This window comes from Verrucomicrobiota bacterium (assembly GCA_037139415.1).
In the GTDB taxonomy this organism is placed as follows: domain Bacteria; phylum Verrucomicrobiota; class Verrucomicrobiia; order Limisphaerales; family Fontisphaeraceae; genus JBAXGN01.
In genome coordinates, this window is record JBAXGN010000180.1 from 1 (window position 1) to 17,063 (window position 17,063).

The 17,063-nt window shown below is 60.3% G+C and carries 3 protein-coding genes; all 3 read right to left on the minus strand.

Features of this window, described 5'->3' with window-relative positions:
- The coding region (locus WCO56_23865) for a PQQ-binding-like beta-propeller repeat protein (protein MEI7732630.1) at positions 1-6,734 on the minus strand (6,734 nt) is incomplete at its 3' end.
- Positions 6,646-16,464, minus strand: a complete 9,819-nt coding sequence (locus WCO56_23870) for an immunoglobulin domain-containing protein (GenBank protein ID MEI7732631.1) — start codon at positions 16,462-16,464, stop codon at positions 6,646-6,648. The genes WCO56_23865 and WCO56_23870, both read right to left, overlap by 89 nt.
- A gap of 2 nt (positions 16,465-16,466) precedes the next feature.
- Entirely contained in the window at positions 16,467-16,811 is a 345-nt protein-coding gene (locus WCO56_23875) for a hypothetical protein (protein MEI7732632.1), read from the minus strand.
- Positions 16,812-17,063 lie beyond the last annotated feature (252 nt).

Sequence of the window (17,063 nt, forward strand, 5' to 3'; positions counted from 1 at the left end):
TCCTGCGAGACCACGGTTACGGTGGCGACGCCGTTGGCGTTGGGGGCGGTGGTAAAGGTCAGGGTGCCGTTCAAGGCAAGCGCGGGCTGGACACTGAACAGCGTGGTGGCGTCCGCGGTGAGGGTGTAACCCAAGAGGGTTTGGCTGGCTTCATTGGCCCCATAACTGGTCACGGTGGCGAAACTCGGGACAGACACGGAGCCGGCGTCTTCGAGCACCACCAGGTTGTTCGTGGCCAGGGCAATCATCGGCGGATCATTTACCGGCGTGATGGTAATGGTAAAGGTCTGCGGGGCGCTGGTGTCCACGCCACCGTTGGCGGTGCCGCCGTTGTCCTTGGCATAGACGGTCACGGTAGCCACACCGAAGGTGTTGGTGGGCGTGTAGGTGAGGGTACCGCTAGTGTCGATTGCGGGCTGGGCGCTGAAGAGGCTGGGGGTATCATTCGTGACGATGAAAGTCACGGTTTGCGTGGCTTCATCCGGCGGGCCGGGGGAAATATTGGTCACGGCGTTCGGAACGGTTTGCGGCCCGCTGTCCTCGGCGATGGTCAGGCCCAGAACGGCATTAGTCACCAGCGCGAGCCCGAAATTCCCGCCGGCCGCAATGCCAGCCACGGCGGCCTGCGCTCCCAGCGGCACGTTTGTCTGTCCGGAAGCATTATCGCCCCAAGCGACGACCATGCCATTGCTCTTGAGGGCCAGGCTATAATACCCGCTGGCGGCAATGGCCGCCACGCCGCTCAGAGCTGCCGCTGGCACATTCGTCATGCCGGAACTACCGCCATAGGCATTGTCACCCCACGCGACCACGGAACCGTCGCGCTTAAGCGCCAGACTATGCACATCTCCTGCCGCGATGGCCACGACTCCGCTCTGCGCCGAAACCGGAATATTGGCATTGTTTGTGTTACCCCACTCCACCACCGAACCGTTGTTAGTCTTGAGGGCCAAGCTGTGGAATAGGCCCGCCGCAATCGCTCCCACGCCACTCTGCGCCGAAACCGGCACATTCGTCTGGCTGTAATTATTATTGCCCCACGCCAGCACCGAACCGTTGTTCTTGAGCGCCAAGCTGTGGTAGGCACCTGCTGCGATCGCCACCACTCCGCTCTGGGCGGCGACCGGGACGTTTGTCTGGCCCTGGCTATTATCCCCCCACGCCACCACTGAGCCGTTGCTCTTGAGGACCATTCGATAATACCAATCTGCGGCGACCGCAATTACCCCGCTTTGCGCTGCAGGTGGCACGCTCATTTGACCCAAGTTATTATCGCCCCAGGCTACGATGGAGCCATCGTTCTTGAGTGCCAAACAGAGCTCCTGCCCCGCTGCCATGGCACTAATGCCGGTTAATTGTCCGGGGACAAGGGACTGGCCCACGACATTCCAACCCCAGGCCGCCACGGTGCCGTCGCTTTTTAACGCCAGGATCTGCCCACCCCCAACCGATACCGCCATCACGTTCGTCAATCCGGTGGGAACATAGGTTTGCCCATAGGCGTTATCCCCCCAGACGACCACCGTCCCGTTGCTCTGCAAGGCGATGGAGAACGAATTTCCTGCCGCCACCGCCATGACATTGCTCAGGCCAGCAGGAATGTTGGTTTCCCCGTAATAGCTGGCGCCCCAGGCGACCACCGTGCCATCGTTTTTCAATGCCAAGCAATGCCCATTGCCAGCGGCCACCGCGATCACATTGCTCAGGCCAGCAGGAACATTGGTTACCCCAGAGTCGGTGCCACCCCAGGCCACCACCGTGCCGTTATTTTTTAATGCCAAGCTATATTGATTTCGGGCTGCCACCGCGACCACGTTGCTCAGGCCCCCGGGAACATTGGTCTGACCATAGGTGTTGTCGCCCCAGGCCACCACTCTTCCGTTATTTCTCAACGCCAAGCTATAATCCTGGCTTGCCGCCACCGCGACCACGTTGCTCAGCCCGGACGGAACGGTCACCGGCACGTAACCTGAACCATTAAAATACTGGCCCCAGGCCACGACTGTGCCGTCGTTCCTCAAGGCCAGGCTATGACTATAGCCTGCGGCGACCATTGCGACATTGGTCAAGGCGGACGGGACGAGTGACTGGCCATAAGCATTTCCACCCCAGGCCACGACCGCACCGTCGCTCTTCACCGCCAAACTGTGAAGGTTGCCGCCCGCCACCTGGCGGAACGAGTTATTCATGCCGCCAGGCAGAATCTCAGCTCCCCAACCGATCAGGGAACTTAACACATTCGTCGTAAAACAACCTCGGTTCACGAAAAACGAAGGCGGGTCGTTCACCGGGGTGATGCTGATGGTGAAGGTGTTGGTCGCCTTGTCCACCCCGCCGTAGGCCGTGCCGCCGTTGTCCTGCGAGACCACGGTCACCGTGGTGACGCCATTGGCGTTAGGCGCGGGGGTGAAGGTCAGGACGCCGGCCAGACTGATCGCCGGCGGGACACTGAACAGCGCGGGGGCATCGGCCGTAAGCGTGTGGCTCAGAATGGCCTGATTGGTTTCGTTGGTGGCGCCCATACTGATCACGGTGAGAAAACTGCTCACGCTGACCGAACCCGCGTCCTCCAGCACCACGACGTTATTCGAAGCGAAGGCGATCACCGGCGGCGCGTTGGGCGGTGGTATCACGGTGAGCACCGCCACCGCGCTGGTGGCGCTGCCGACCTGGTTCGTCACCACCACCTGGTAATTGCCAGACTGAGCCTGGGTCACATTGGTCAGGGTGAGGGTGGGGTTCGTGGCCCCCGGGAGCGGGGTGGTGCCGTTAAAATACCACTGGTAGGCGAGCGGGAGCGAGCCGTTGGCCTGGGCGGTGAAGACCGCAGTGGTGTAGCTGGGCGCCACCAGGTTCGTGGGCTGCAAGGTGAACACCGGCGGCTGCACCGTGCCGCGAATTTCCAAGCTCCAGTTGTTCAGGAAACTGACTTGGCCGGCGTTCAGATCGGCCACGTAAAGCGTCCAGTCGCCGCGGGCATCGAACCCGTTGAAGGCGCTCAACCAAGCGGTGCGGGGATCGGTGTCCAGCACCAAACTGGCATTGACCGCCCGAGCGTCAGGCTGCCAGGAACCGGTGAGGGAGCCGCCCAGCGGGGTCGAGTTGTCGCCAAATAATTGCTGGCGGTAGAGGTGGACGTCGCCATTGGTACCCTGATCGTCAAAGACCATGGCGAACCCAGCGTCGCCATAGCCCAGGGCGTTGGTGGCCTGTTTGCCCGGACGGTTGAGCAGGACAGCCAACTGGTTATTGTGGACCAGGTAGGCATAGAGGTCGCCGTTCCAGCCGTTGGAAAGGTTCAGAAACACCCGCACATTGGTGATGCTCAGGATGGGGGTATCGACCACAATGGTGCTGGCAAGCCCCAGCAGCGAATTATCCGGCACCGAACTCTGGACGGATTGGGTGATCGTCTGTTGGTAGAGCACGTTGACGGTAAACGAGCAGGTGTTCGAGTTTCCAGAGGCGTCGGTGGCAACGCAATTGACCGTGGTCAAGCCAGGCGGGAAGAGGCTGCCGGAAGGGGGCGTGCTCACCACAGTCGGGGGCAAATGGTCGTCGGTGGCGGGCACGGAGAAATTCACCACGACTCCACCCGGATTGGTGGCCACGGCGGTCAGATTGCCCGGACAGGTGATTACGGGCGGGGTCACATCCAGAACGGTCAGCGTGGCCACCGCACTGGTCACGGCCCCGGCGCTATTGGCCACCACGAAGCAATAGGCACCCTGCTGCGCGTAGGTGATCCCGTTCAGCACCAAGTTGGTACTGGTGGCTCCGGCCAGGGGCGAACCGTTGAACAGCCACTGGTAGGTCAAGGGCGCCGAACCGCTGGCGACCGCACTCAAGGAGGTGTTGGCTCCGGCCACCAGAGTCTGGTTCGTCGGGGAAGTGAGCACGGCGGGGGGCAGGACGAAATTGCCCCGGCGCTGGGCGTCGTGATTCAGCATGGGCCAGGGTGAGGTGGCTGCGCCGCCGACGCTTGCGCTGGCCAGGCAATAAACATTCCCATCGGTCGAACTGACATACAGTTTTCCATCCGGCGCGATCACGGATGAGCCCACGGCCCCACCGACTGCCTTGCTCCAACTGACCAGACCATTCGCGCTGTTCACGGCGTAGATCAAGGCATTGTCCGTGTTCACGTACACGTTGCCATCCGTGCCCGCGAAGGGACCGCCTTGCACCGTGCCGCTCAGGGAGGCGACCAGGCGTGCGGCGCCGGTTCTCCCATCCAGCGCCACGAGTGCTCCCCCCGTGGTGCCGATATAGACCGTGCCATCCGCGCCCAAGGCGGGAGAGGTGGGAATGAGTGCCCCGGCGTTATAGGACCACAACGCCGCCCCCGTTGAGCCATTCAGTGCGTACAGCCGACCATCATTGCAGCAAATGTAAACAGTGCCGTCTCCGCCGAGGGCGGGCGACTGGTTAATATACGGAGTGCCCGGAGTGAACTTCCAGGCCAACGCGCCGTTCGTACGGTTCAACGCATAAAAGGCGGTATCATTGCCACCGAAGTAAACCAGCCCGTTGAGGCCGATCGCGGCAGAAGAATTGAGGTTCGCCGCAGTGTGGTAGCTCCACACCAGACTGCCGTTGGTGGCATTGAGACAGTAAAAGTTGCCATCAAAATTTCCCACGTAAAGCAACCCGTCCTGCGCCAGCGCTGGCGTGGCGCCGAACGCTCCGCCAGCCTGGAATTCCCAGACCTTACTGCCGTTTTGCCCGGACACTTTGTAGATTTTGTTCACCGTGGGACCACTGCTGACATAAATTCCGCCATCCGGCCCAACTGTGGGAGTCGTTCCCCACGCAGTTATACCGGACACAAAGACCCAGTTGGTGGCACCCGTGCGCCGGTCGAGCGCATAGAGATTGTTGCTGACCCCGGTCACATACAACTGACCATTCTGCTGCCCCAACGCGATTCCCCCTTCCAGCCCCCCCACGGAGGCCTGCCACAGCTTGGTGCCCGGGCTGGGTATGTTGACCGTAAGCGAAGCCACGGCGCTGGTCATCACGCCGTAGGCATTGCTAAGAACAACGGCGTAGTTGCCAGCGTTGGTTACGGCAAGGTTGGTGAGCGTGAGAGTCGGGGCCGTTGCCCCCGGAAGGTTGGCGCCGTTGAACTGCCACTGGTAACCCACCCCAACGCCACCGGCGATCACTGTGAAACTGGTGTCCGCCCCAACGAACACCGTGCTGGCTGTCGGTGGAACAATGACGCCCGGGGCGGGTGTGTTGGTGAAGATCTGGACGCGATTATTGTAGGATTCCGCCACAAACAGGCGGCGGCCAGTGGGGTCCAGCGCGATGTTTTGGGGTGTGTTGAACTGGCCATAACCAGTCCCAGCACTCCCCCAACTTAGGATGAAATTGCCCGCCGCGTCGAACTCCTCGATCCGATAATTCCCATTGTCCGAGACATAGATTTCTCCGCTGGGAGCGACCGCCACGCCGACTGGATTGTAGACCTGGCCGGGGCCCGAACCGAGGTTGCCGAATTGGGCCAGATAGACGCCGGTGTTGCTGAACTTTTGGATGCGGTTCCCGCCATCGGTGACATAGACATTGCCGTTCAAGTCCACCCCGACACCCTCCGGGGACTTGAATTGGCCATTGCCCGAGCCAAAACTGCCCCATTGCAACAGGTAGTTGCCGTTGTTATCAAACTTTTGAACGCGATTGTTGGAGGTATCAGCCACAAACACATTGCCAGCCGTGTCCACCGCCAGCCCCAGCGAGTAATCTCCAAACTGCCCGTTCCCGCCGCCAGCGCTACCCCATTTCGCAAGGAAGCCACCGCTGCTATTGAATTTTTGCACCCGGTGGTTGTCGTCCACCACCAAGATGTTGGTATTGGCATCCACGCCGATGCCCGTGGGAAAATAGAGCTGACCGTTGCCCGAGCCCTGGCCGCCCCACTGGAAGAGGAAATTTCCCGCCAGATCAAACTTCACCACGCGGTGGTTGCTTGAATCCGTAACGTAGAAGTTGCCTCCCCGATCCACCGCCAACCCATACGGATTGTTGAATGAACCGCCGCCGCCGGTGATGAACTGTTGAAAATAAGGGACGAGTTCCACGGTTAGGGTTGCCACCGTGCTGGTGACGGTTCCGTAGGCGTTCGAAACGACCACCTGGTAGTTGCCGCCGTTGGCCAGCGCGACGCTGGGGATGGAGTAGCTGTTGTTCGTTGCGTTCAGGAGGCTCGCACCGTTGAATAGCCATTGATAAGCAAGCGGCCCCGCGCCGCCCGCGCTGGCGGTGAACGTGGCGGCCCCGCCGGGCGTAACCGATTGGTTGACCGGCTGAAGGGTTAGGCCTGGATTGGGAACGCGGGTGAATATCTGCAGGCGGCCATTGCCCGAGTCGCTCACTAAAATCGTCAAACCGCTGGCGTCCAGCGCCACCTGCGACGGCGAGTTGAACTGCCCGCTGCCAGAATCACCCGTGCCCAGGGAAAGAACGAAGCGTCCCGCAGCATCGAACTTCTCAAGGCGATTATTCCCGCGATCCACCACATAGACCGCTCCGTTGGTGTCCACGGTCAAGCCGGCCGGTGAGTTCAACTGCCCCACCCCGCTGCCGACTGTACCCCACTGGGTCAGGTAATTGCCGTTGTTGTCGAACTTCTCCACTCGGTTATTTCCCGCGTCCACCACATAGACGTTGTTGCTCAGATCCACCCCGATGCTGGGGATACTGGAATTGGCCGTTGCCCGTACCGGCAATTCCCCAGTTAGTCAGGTAGGTGCCGTTGTTATCAAACTTCTGGATGCGCTGGTTGTACGTGTCCGCCACAAACACGTTCCCGTTGGTGTCCAGGGCGAGGCAGTTCATGTCCCGAAACTGCCCGTTGCCGGTGCCGGTGCTGCCCCATTGGGTCTGGTAAGTCCCGCTGCTGTTGAATTTCTGGATGCGATGGTTATTATCCACCACAAAGACATTCGTGTTGGCGTCCACCGCCAGCCCATAGGGCAGGTAGAACTTGCCGTTGCCGGTGCCCGCGCCACCCCATTGCAACAAGTAGTTGCCACCTGGGCCGTATTTGATCACCTGGGCGGTTGAAGCATCCGTGACATAGATGTTTCCCGCCCGATCCACCGCTACGCCCACAGGGTATTGCAGGGCAGAACCATTCGCGTTGGTGAGGCTGCGCAGAAAGTAGGGCACGGTTTCAACATTCAATTGCACGAGCGCGCTGGTCACGGTGCCGAAGGAATTGGTCACCACCACACTGTAAATCCCCGCGTTGGTCATTGAGACGTTGGTGAACGCTAGCGAGGAACCATTTGCGCCAGGCACATTCACGCCGTTCCATTGCCACTGATAGCCCAGCCGATTCCCTACCGCCGTGACGCTCAAGGTGGCGTTCGACTGCATCACCGTCGTGAACGAGAACGGCTGGGCGGTGATCACCGGCGGGATCATGAAGCCGCCGGTGCGTTGCGGGTTTTGGTTCAGCATGGGCCAGGTGCTGAGTGCCAGGCCATTCGTGCTGGCGCTGGCCAGACAGTGCATATTGCCATCCGCCGAGCCGAAATAGAGTTTGCCGTCCGGGGCAAGCAGCGGCGGATAGGCCATGCCACCAGCAGTGTAACTCCACACCAAGGCGCCGTTGGTTATATTTATGTCGTATAACAGGCTGTTCGCGGTAAAGTACAGCGTGCCATCCGCCCCCACGGCCGCACCCTCCGTTACTGTGCCGCTCGCCGTGCGTACCAAGTGGGCCGACCCGCTTAGACCGTCAATCGAATACAAGCTGCCGTCGGTCAGACCAATAAACACCGAACCGTCGGGCCCAATCGCAGGAGACAACGAGGGATAGGACCCGACCGCGAACACCCATCGCTGCCCGCCCGTCACCCCATTCAGCGCGTAGATGTGGTTGTCAAGGGAAGGGATGTACACGGTGCCATCCGCGCCAATGGCTGGTGATCGCGGCAGATAGCTGCCGGTGGCAAACTTCCAGACCAGCCCACCGTTCGTGCGGTTCAGGGCATAAACCGAATAGTCATAGCTTCCAAAATAGATCATACCGTTTACTCCGAGGGCCGGCGAGGATACAATTGCACCCGAGGTGGCGTAGCTCCAAAGCTGCTGTCCATTGGTGGAATTGAGGCAGTACAGCTTGCCGTCGTAGTTGCCGGCATAAAGCAGCCCATCCTCCGCCAGAGCTGGTGTAGCGTGGAAGGCAGCACCAGCCTGAAACTCCCACAGTTTTGCCCCCGTCTGACCGTTGAGTTTGAAGAGTTTCTTAGGGACGGCTGACCCGACGTACACCGCTCCATCAGGCCCGATCGCTGGTGTGATAGCGTCGCTAGGATTGTCGCCCGTGTTGAAGGTCCACATGAGGACTCCGGTGCGGCGATCCAACGCCTGAACATTCCCTGAGGCACCAACAAAGTAAATCCAGCCGTTCGTGCCTAAGGCGATGCCTTGCCCGACAGCTGCCCCCGCTCCCGCCACTGTCACCTGCCACAACTGGTCGCCCGGATTGGGAATCTTGACCGTCAAGGTGGCTACCGCGCTGGTAACTGCCCCGAAGGCGTTGGTGACAATTGCGCGGTAGGTACCGGCATTGCCTAGCGTTACGTTGGTAAGCGTTAGCGATGCGCCGTTTGCACCCAAAATGTTGGTGCCGTTCAATTGCCATTGGTACCCCAACCCGCCACCACCAGCCGACACACTGAGCGTTGAATCCGCTTGCACGAAGTTCGTGATGGAGGTCGGCTGGGTGAGGATAGGCGGCGGCAGTGGCGAGCCGAGGCGGATGGTGTGATTGGCGCTGTCGGAGACGTAGAATTGGCTGCCGCAGCCGATAGCGACGCCACATGGCTGGTTAAATCGGGCAGCACTTCCGGAGCCGTCGCTGCTTCCGGTGCTTCCGGCCAAACCACCGACAGTAGTGACTGTTCCGCTCGGCGTGATCATGCGGATGGTATGATTGCCGAACTCGGAGACAAACACGTTGCCGAAATCATCCACGGCCATGCCCGCTGGCCCACTGAAGCGGGCGGCAGTTCCGGTTCCATCTGCGTATCCAAGGTTGTTCCCCAAGCCGGCCAGGGTGCTGACCAACCCGCTCGGCGTGATCTTGCGAATCGTCTGCATGGCGCCATCCGCGACATACACATTGCCGACGGGATCAACGGCTACGCCAAGCGGAGACCAAAACCGGGCCGTGCTGCCCTGGCCATCCGCCGTTCCGCTATAGTTCGCCAGGCCCGCCAGCGTTATTACCGTGCCATCGGGTGCAATCTTGCGGATGGTGCTGTAATCCGGATCAGAGGCATAGACATTGCCCTGCCCATCCACACAGATACCGTAAACCCCGCCAAACCTGGCGGCACTCCCCAGCCCGTCGGCAGTTCCTCGATTCCCTGCCGAACCAGCGATCGTGCTGACCGTGCCGTCGGGTTTAACTTTGCGGATCGTGCAGCCGCCGGAGTCGGCCACATAAACATTGCCCCAGTAATCAGCCGCTGCGCTGAGCGGAGAGCTGAATCGGGCAGAGCTTCCGACGCCGTCCACTGCTCCCGCCACTCCAGGCATGCCGGCCAGCGTGGTGGCAACTCCGGCAGGCGTAAGCTTGCGAATTACGTGCTGAGTTTTGTCCGCCACATAAATGTTACCCGCTCCATCCACGCTCATGCCGTAAGGAAAGTCGAGCCTCGCGGTGCCATTCGTCCCATCCACCGAACCCGCAGTGCCTGCCAACCCGGCCAGGGTCGTAAAGTTGTACGCCGCCGAGGACGGAGGGCAGTTCAGCACCGCCAACTGGGCCACGCTGCTGGTCACGCTGCCGTAGGCGTTGGTTGCCACTACGGTGTACTGGTTTCCGGATTGAGCCGATTGCACATTGTTCAACGTGAGCGTGCTGTTGGTGGCATTGGTCAGGGGCACGCCGTTTTGATACCACTGATACGACAAGCCCATCCCGACCACTCCGGCATTGAAAGTTACGTTGGTGCCCAAGACGACCGTTTGGGAAACGAGAGGAACGGTGACGCCCGGGCCACGGGTCAGTTTCGCGATGAGAATGTCGTTTCCCGCCAGGCCGCTGCCTACGGTGAGTACACCGAACGCAGCGGGCGGAGTTTGGACGCCCGTAACATAGACATTGCCAGCAGCATCGCTCGAAACACCGGCCCCGTAATCGTTGCCAGAGCCTCCGCCACTCAGCGCCCAGACTACATTGCCGCTCGGGTCCCACTCGGCGAGGAACAGATCCGGCGAAGCGCTGCCGGGAACTGTCCAAGTGCCGAAATTTCCGGTTCCGCCCAACTGTCCCGTCACTAAAATGTTGCCTTGCGGCGTAACGGACAATCCGTTGGGCACATCCGTACCACTGCTCCCGCCGCGGCGAGCCCAGAGAATGTTGCCGTTGTGGTCGAGCTTGAGGAGATAAACATCGTAATCGCCCGCAGTCGTAAGTGTGGTTCCAGCGACCGTGAACGAGCCATTGAAGATTCCAGCGGCGTACACGTTGCCACTGTTGTCCACCCCAATAGCCTCAGCGAATTCGTCGGAGGTGCCGCCGAAGCCGGTGGCCCAAAGCACATTTCCGGCGGGGTCGTATTTCGCCACGAAGGCGTCATTCCCCGTGCCGCCGCTATAATGCAAGGTGATATTGTCGAAGGATGCGTCCGCAGTGAAGAAGCCAGTAAGGTGCGAATTGCCTGCGGCATCAACCGCTAGCCGCACCGCTCCATCCGCGCCCGTGCCACCCGCCCGCTTCAGCCAGAGCAAATTACCGGCAGAATCGTACTTCACCAGGTAAATGTCTCGCGCACCACTGCATGTCAGCGCGCTGCCACTAAACGTGGCGTTACCTTCGATAAAGCCGGTAGCATATACGTTGCCCGCCGCATCCACACCCAACCCGTGGGCGTAGTCATTGCCGCTGCTTCCGCCGGTACGAATCCAAAGCAGGTTGCCCGAACCGTCGTACTTCGCCACGAACATATCCCGGCCTCCGACGGCGGTTACATGGGCAGCACCGAACGCGGCGCTGGTGTCAAAATAGCCGCTTACCAACACGTTGCCAGAACCGTCGAGTGCCACGCGGTACGCGCCATTATAGCCGGTGCCGCCGCCCTGGCGCACCCAAAGCACATTGCCATTCGCGTCGAACTTGGCCACGAAGGCGTCCCTGGCAGCGGAAGTCGAGAGGTTGGTCGTTCCAAAAGTGGCGATCCCCGTAAACTCGCCAACGACGTAAAGATTACCATTGGTGTCCACCGCCGATTCGTAGGCGGTGCCATTGACGGTGGAACCTTGGACGCGGACAAAAGCGGGTTCATCCTCGAGGGTCAGTGTTGAAACAGCACTGGTGACCGCCCCGAAGTAATTGGTCACGACGACAGCGTAGTTATTCCCGGCCTGCGCCAACTGGAGGTTGGTGAAGGCAAGACTGCTATTGGTGGCATTGGTCAGGGCCACGCCGTTTTGATACCACTGATAGGAGAGGCCCATGCCACTTGCCGCAGCGTTGAATGTTACGTTGCTGCCCAGCAATCCTCCCAAACCCGCCAACGGCGTGGAGAACACCGGCGTGGTGGTCAATCGGGCGATGAAGGCGTCCAAGCTGCCGGCGCTGTTGAGAGTTAGCGAGCCGACCGGCGCCTGGCCGTTAAAATCGCCGACCGCCGCCACTTCGCCGGCCTGACTGGCCACAATTCCCCAAACGTCCTCATTCGCCGTGCCGCCGAGCTGGCGGGTCCAAACCACCGTGCTATCCGCTCCGATTTTGACCAGGGCCACGTCATAGCCACCCGCACTGCTCAAAGTGTTGCCTACACCCGCCGTGATCGTCCCCTGGAAGACCATCCCGAGAATCACTCCATCCGAACCATCGGCAGTCAGGGCCAAACCGTCGTCATCTCCGACACCGCCGAATTCCAGGCCCCACACTTCGTTGCCGGTATTGTTGTACTTCAGGACCATGGCATCCGCGCCCCCGGCATTGGCCAGCGTGCTGCCAGCAAACGGTACGTTGCCCACGAAGTAGCCCGCGGCGAAAATTTCGCCCATGGAGTTCGCCGCCAGACCGTAAATCCGCGCGGCCCCGGCGCCTCCGAACCGGCGCACCCAGCGCCCGTTGCCATTGGCATCGTAGCTGGCCAGAAAGGTGTTATCCCCGCCGGCACTCGTCAGGGACAAGCCGGCGATCGCCATGGTGGCGTTGAAATAACCCCCGATATAGACATTGCCGGAGGGGTCCAGAGCAATGCATTCCGCCTCATCATCGACGGCGGTGCTGCTGCCACCGCCCTGCACCCAAAGCAAGTTGCCGCTCGGGCCGTATTTGGCCACATAGACGCCTTCCGAAGCGTAGCCGGGGAGATTGTAGCTGCTGAAGTTGGCCGCAACCTGGTAATCGCCGGTCACGTAAATATTCCCCGCGCTGTCAGTTACGGCCGCGCGCGCATCGTCCCACGCGCTGCCGCCCATTCGGTTGACCCAGAGGAGATTCCCCGCGCTGTCATACTTGGCCACGAAACCATCGCGCGGCCCCGAAACGCTGAGGTTGGTGTTGCCGAACGTCGCTGTGCCGCTTTGATAAGAGCCCACCACGATAACATTCCCCGCCGGATCGACCGTGACCCCGCGAGCCCAATCGTCACTGGTGCCACCCGCTCGCCGTGCCCACAGCACATTTCCAGCCCGATCATATTTCACCAGGCAGATATTCTCCCCTCCGGCGCTGACCAAGTTGGTGTTGCCAAAGGCCGCCGTGCCCGTGAACCAACCCGCGGCGTACTGGTTGCCGGTGGCATCCGCCGCCACGCCGTAGAACCGATCCTGCCCGGCCCCGCCCCCGTTGCGCGCCCAGGTAAAGCTGGGGGCATACTCGACGCTGAGACGCGCCACCGCGCTGGTGACGCTGCCGAAGTAGTTGGTGACCACACACTGGTAATTCGCCGCGTCCGCCGCGGAAACGCCGGCCAGTTGAAGCGTGGAACCCGTGGCCCCACTAATTACGGTCCACTGATTACTGATCACTGACTTGTACCATTGATAACCAAGCCCACTTCCGGTTGCCCCGACGTTGAAGATGACGTTGCTGCCCAGGAGGACGGATTGCGACGCCAACGGAACGGTTAACTCCGGTTGTTCCCCGAGCACCAGCACCAGCCCATCCTGGCCACCCGCGTTATTCATGATGAACGGCCCGGAATTACCAGTACCGTTAAAGTAGGCGCCCGCCGCCAGATCGCCGTTCAGGCCGAATGCCACGCTGCCTACCACCCCCGGCGTCGAACTGGTGACGAGGCGGGACCATAAACCGTGGCCGGTGGCATCGAGCTTGAGCAGGAAACCGTTGCGTCCAGGGGGCGAGAAAGTAAAACCGCCGCCGGTGCCACCAGCAGCCACGCTACCGCCGACCAACACGTTGCCGAACTGATCCACGGCCAGAGCGTCAATGTCATCCGAGCCCGAACTGCTCACCCCCTGCACCCAAAGTGGGGTCCCGCTAGGGTCGCATTTCATCACGAAGCCATCCGAAGCTCCCGTGCCGGTGAGGGGGACGCCGCCCAAGGTGGTGTTGTTCACGTAGTAGCCGCCCAAGAAGATGTTGCCTTGCCGATCCAGGGCGACAGTGCGCCCCCTGGCATCGCCAGCGCTGGTTAAACTCTTAGCCCAGACAGCATTCCCGGCGCTGTCGAACTTGGCCAAAAAGAGATTTTCATGGCCGCTGGTGCCGACGGCTTGGATGCCTCCGAAGTTGCCTGAGTTGCCCATGGCCCCCACCACAACAACGGAGTTGTTCGTATCCACCGCCACGCTTTGCCCGAACGGGCTGCCGGTGCCACTCTGCTGCCAGAGGAAGTCGCCGTTGGCAGCATATTTCACCACGAACAAGTTGTCACCGGTGCCAGCCGTCAGGACGGACGGCGCACCGTCAAATTGCGCGTTGGCATCGTAATAACCGGTGAAGAGAACCGCGCCCGTGGAATCCACCGCCACGCCGCCCCCGTAATCGGTGGCACTGCTGGCTCCGCGCCGTGCCCAAAGGGGGTTGCCGTTGGCGTCGTATTTTACGAGGAAACAATCCTGAGCGCCGCCACTATACGGCAAGGTAAAGGCACCGAAGGAAATCGCGGCATTGAAATTGCCGGGCAGATAAATATTACCGGCGTTATCCACAGCCACCTGAATGCCCCAGTTATCCGCGCCGCTACCACCAGCGCGGCGGGCCCAGATGACGTTGCCAGCACGATCGTACTTGGCCAGGAACAAGTCAGGGCCGCCTGCGCTAACCAACACATTGGTACCCAGAACCAGGGTGTTATTGAATTGACCGGCTACGATTAGGTTGCCGGCGGCATCGTACGCCACCGCGTTGACCCCATCGTCTCCCGCGGTGCCATAGGTCTTGAACCAAGCGTGGTTGGGCGCGAGTTCGACACTCAATATTGCCACGGCGCTGGTAATCGAGCCGAAATAATTGGTCACGACCACCGTGTACTGAGTGCCCGCCTGCGCCAGTTGCAGATTGTTGAGGGTGAGAGTGCTGTTGGTGGCATTGGTCACCGCCGAGCCGTTCTGGAACCATTGGTAAACGAGATTTGAGCCCGTTGCATTGGCATTAAAAGTCACGCTGCCTCCGGCCAGGGCACCTTGACCCGTCAGCGGCGTGGCAAACAACGGTTGTTCAGTAAACGCCACCACCATGCCATCCTGACTGCCCACGTTATTCATGGTAAACGGCCCCGAACTGGCGGTGCCGGCAAATGAACCGCCGGCCGCCAGATCGCCATTGGCGGAATACGCCACGCTGTAGAATGTGCCCACCGGCGAACTGGTGACGAGACGAGACCACAAACCGTGGCCGCTGGCATCCAGCTTGAGTAAGAAGGCATTGCGCCCGTTGGGTGAAAAACTGAACCCGCCGCCCGAGCCGCCGTTATCAATGGTCCCGCCTACCAACACGTTGCCGAATGGATCCACCGCCACACAGTTAACGCCATCATCTCCTGGTCCACCCACCGTTTGCGCCCAAAGTCCGTTGCCGCTGCTATCGCATTTTAGCACATACCCATCTTCCACTCCGCCGCAGGTTAGCGGGAATCCGCCCAAGGTGGTGTTGTCCAGGTAGGTGCCTCCAAGGAAGATGCTGCCTTGCCGGTCCAACGCTAGGCTGCGGCCGAGGGCATCACCGGAACTGGCCAGACTCCGAGCCCACACCGCATTGCCGGCGCTGTCAAACTTGGCCAAGAACATATTCGCGTGGCCGTTGTTTCCGGAGGCCACCTGGATGCCCCCGAAGTTCCCTCCATTACCCATGCTACCCACCACGATGGCCGCGTTATTCGAATCCACCGCCACGCTCTGCCCATACGGGCTGCCGGTGCCGCTCTGCTGCCAGAGGAAGTTGCCATTGGAGTCATATTTCACCAGGAACATGTTGTCTGCGGTGCCAGCGTTCAGGACGGACGGAGCGCCGTCAAATTGCACGTTGGCATCGTAATAGCCCGTGAAGAGGACCGCCCCGGTGGAATCCACCGCCACGCCGCCGCCATAGTCGGTTGCGCTACTGCCCCCGCGCCGGGCCCACTGGAAGTTGCCGTTGGCATCGTATTTCACCAGGAAGCAGTCTTGCCCTCCGACCGCGGTCAGGGAAGAGGCTCCGAAGGAAATCGTGCCACTGAAATTGCCGGGTGAGTAAATATTGCCGGCATTATCCACCGCCAACTGAATGCCCCAGTTATCCGTGCCGGAACTCCCGGCACTGCGGGCCCAGAGGAGATTGCCCGTGCGATCATACTTCGCCAAAAACAAATCCTGCCCGCCCGCGCTGATGAAGACATTGGTGCCCAGCACAAGGGTGTTGTTGTAAGTGCCGGCTACGATCAGGTTGCCGACGGCATCATACGTCATGGAAACGACGCGCTCGTCGCCCGGCGTGCCGTAGGTCTTGAACCAGCCGTAATTAGGCGCGTATTCCACGTTGAGTGTCACCACCGTGCTAGTCACGCTGCCGGAGGCGTTGGCGACAATGACTTGGTAATTACCGGCATTGGCCGCCGAGGCATTGGTGATGATCAGGCTGGGGTTGGTGGCTGCGGTCAAATTTGAACCGTTCAACACCCATTGGTAGGTGATGGGGTTGGCTCCAGATGCCGTCACCGTGTTCGTCACGTTCCCACCCGCCAGGACGGTTTGGCTGGGCGTGAGGCTGGTAATCGTCGGCGCGGCCTGGAGTTGAGGCACGGCCAGAAAAGCAAGTACGAGCAGGGCGAATTGTACCGCAGACTTCCAAGTCTGCTGTATCGCAGGTTTCCAAACCTGCGGGGCGTCCATTAATCGGGTGCGCTCCGCATTGGCATGGGCTGCCGATTTGGAAATCGGCGATACAGCAGGTTGGGAAACCTGCGGTACAAATTGGCCCGGTCTTCCCGGTACGGGTTCGGCCACGGTAAAACCTGCGGATTCAAGGTTGAACGTATTCATAATTAAGGGGCGTCGTTGAGAGTGGGAACACTGGAAGCGAGTTGCAGGCGGAAGGTGCCTTGCACCAACAAGACATTCCGATGCAGCCCAGTGATGGTTTTCCGATAAATACCGCCGAAAATGTCATCCCCATACCCGGCCAGGGCCAGGCCGTCGGAATCGGTGGCAGTGAATGGAGGTGGGATGGCCTGGTTAATGGTGAAAGACTCGACGTCGGCCAGCATCTTGGTTGCGTAGAGAGCATCCCTGTTGTCATGCTCAGGATGGTAGCGGTGTTTGACGATGCCCGCATTGGTCAGCCGGACGAGAACATGCAAGAACCCGGCGATGCTGAACCTGCAAAACATCGCAATCGAATGGCACTTGGCCATATTCCTACTCTTTAAAAACATCTGAACCGAGACGGCTTGGCAAAACAATACCTATACATTCCTCTAATGCTATTCATGAGCTGAGCCTCTTGTCAAACGAAATTCACTTATTGTTTCTATCGATCTTTTTTGATGGGTGCCCGGTGAGCTGGGTTGGCTGCCTTATTGAGGCATCTAGCAGCCTGTCGGACTTAACAATGCGGATTTTTTGCAGGTTTTTGAATAAAG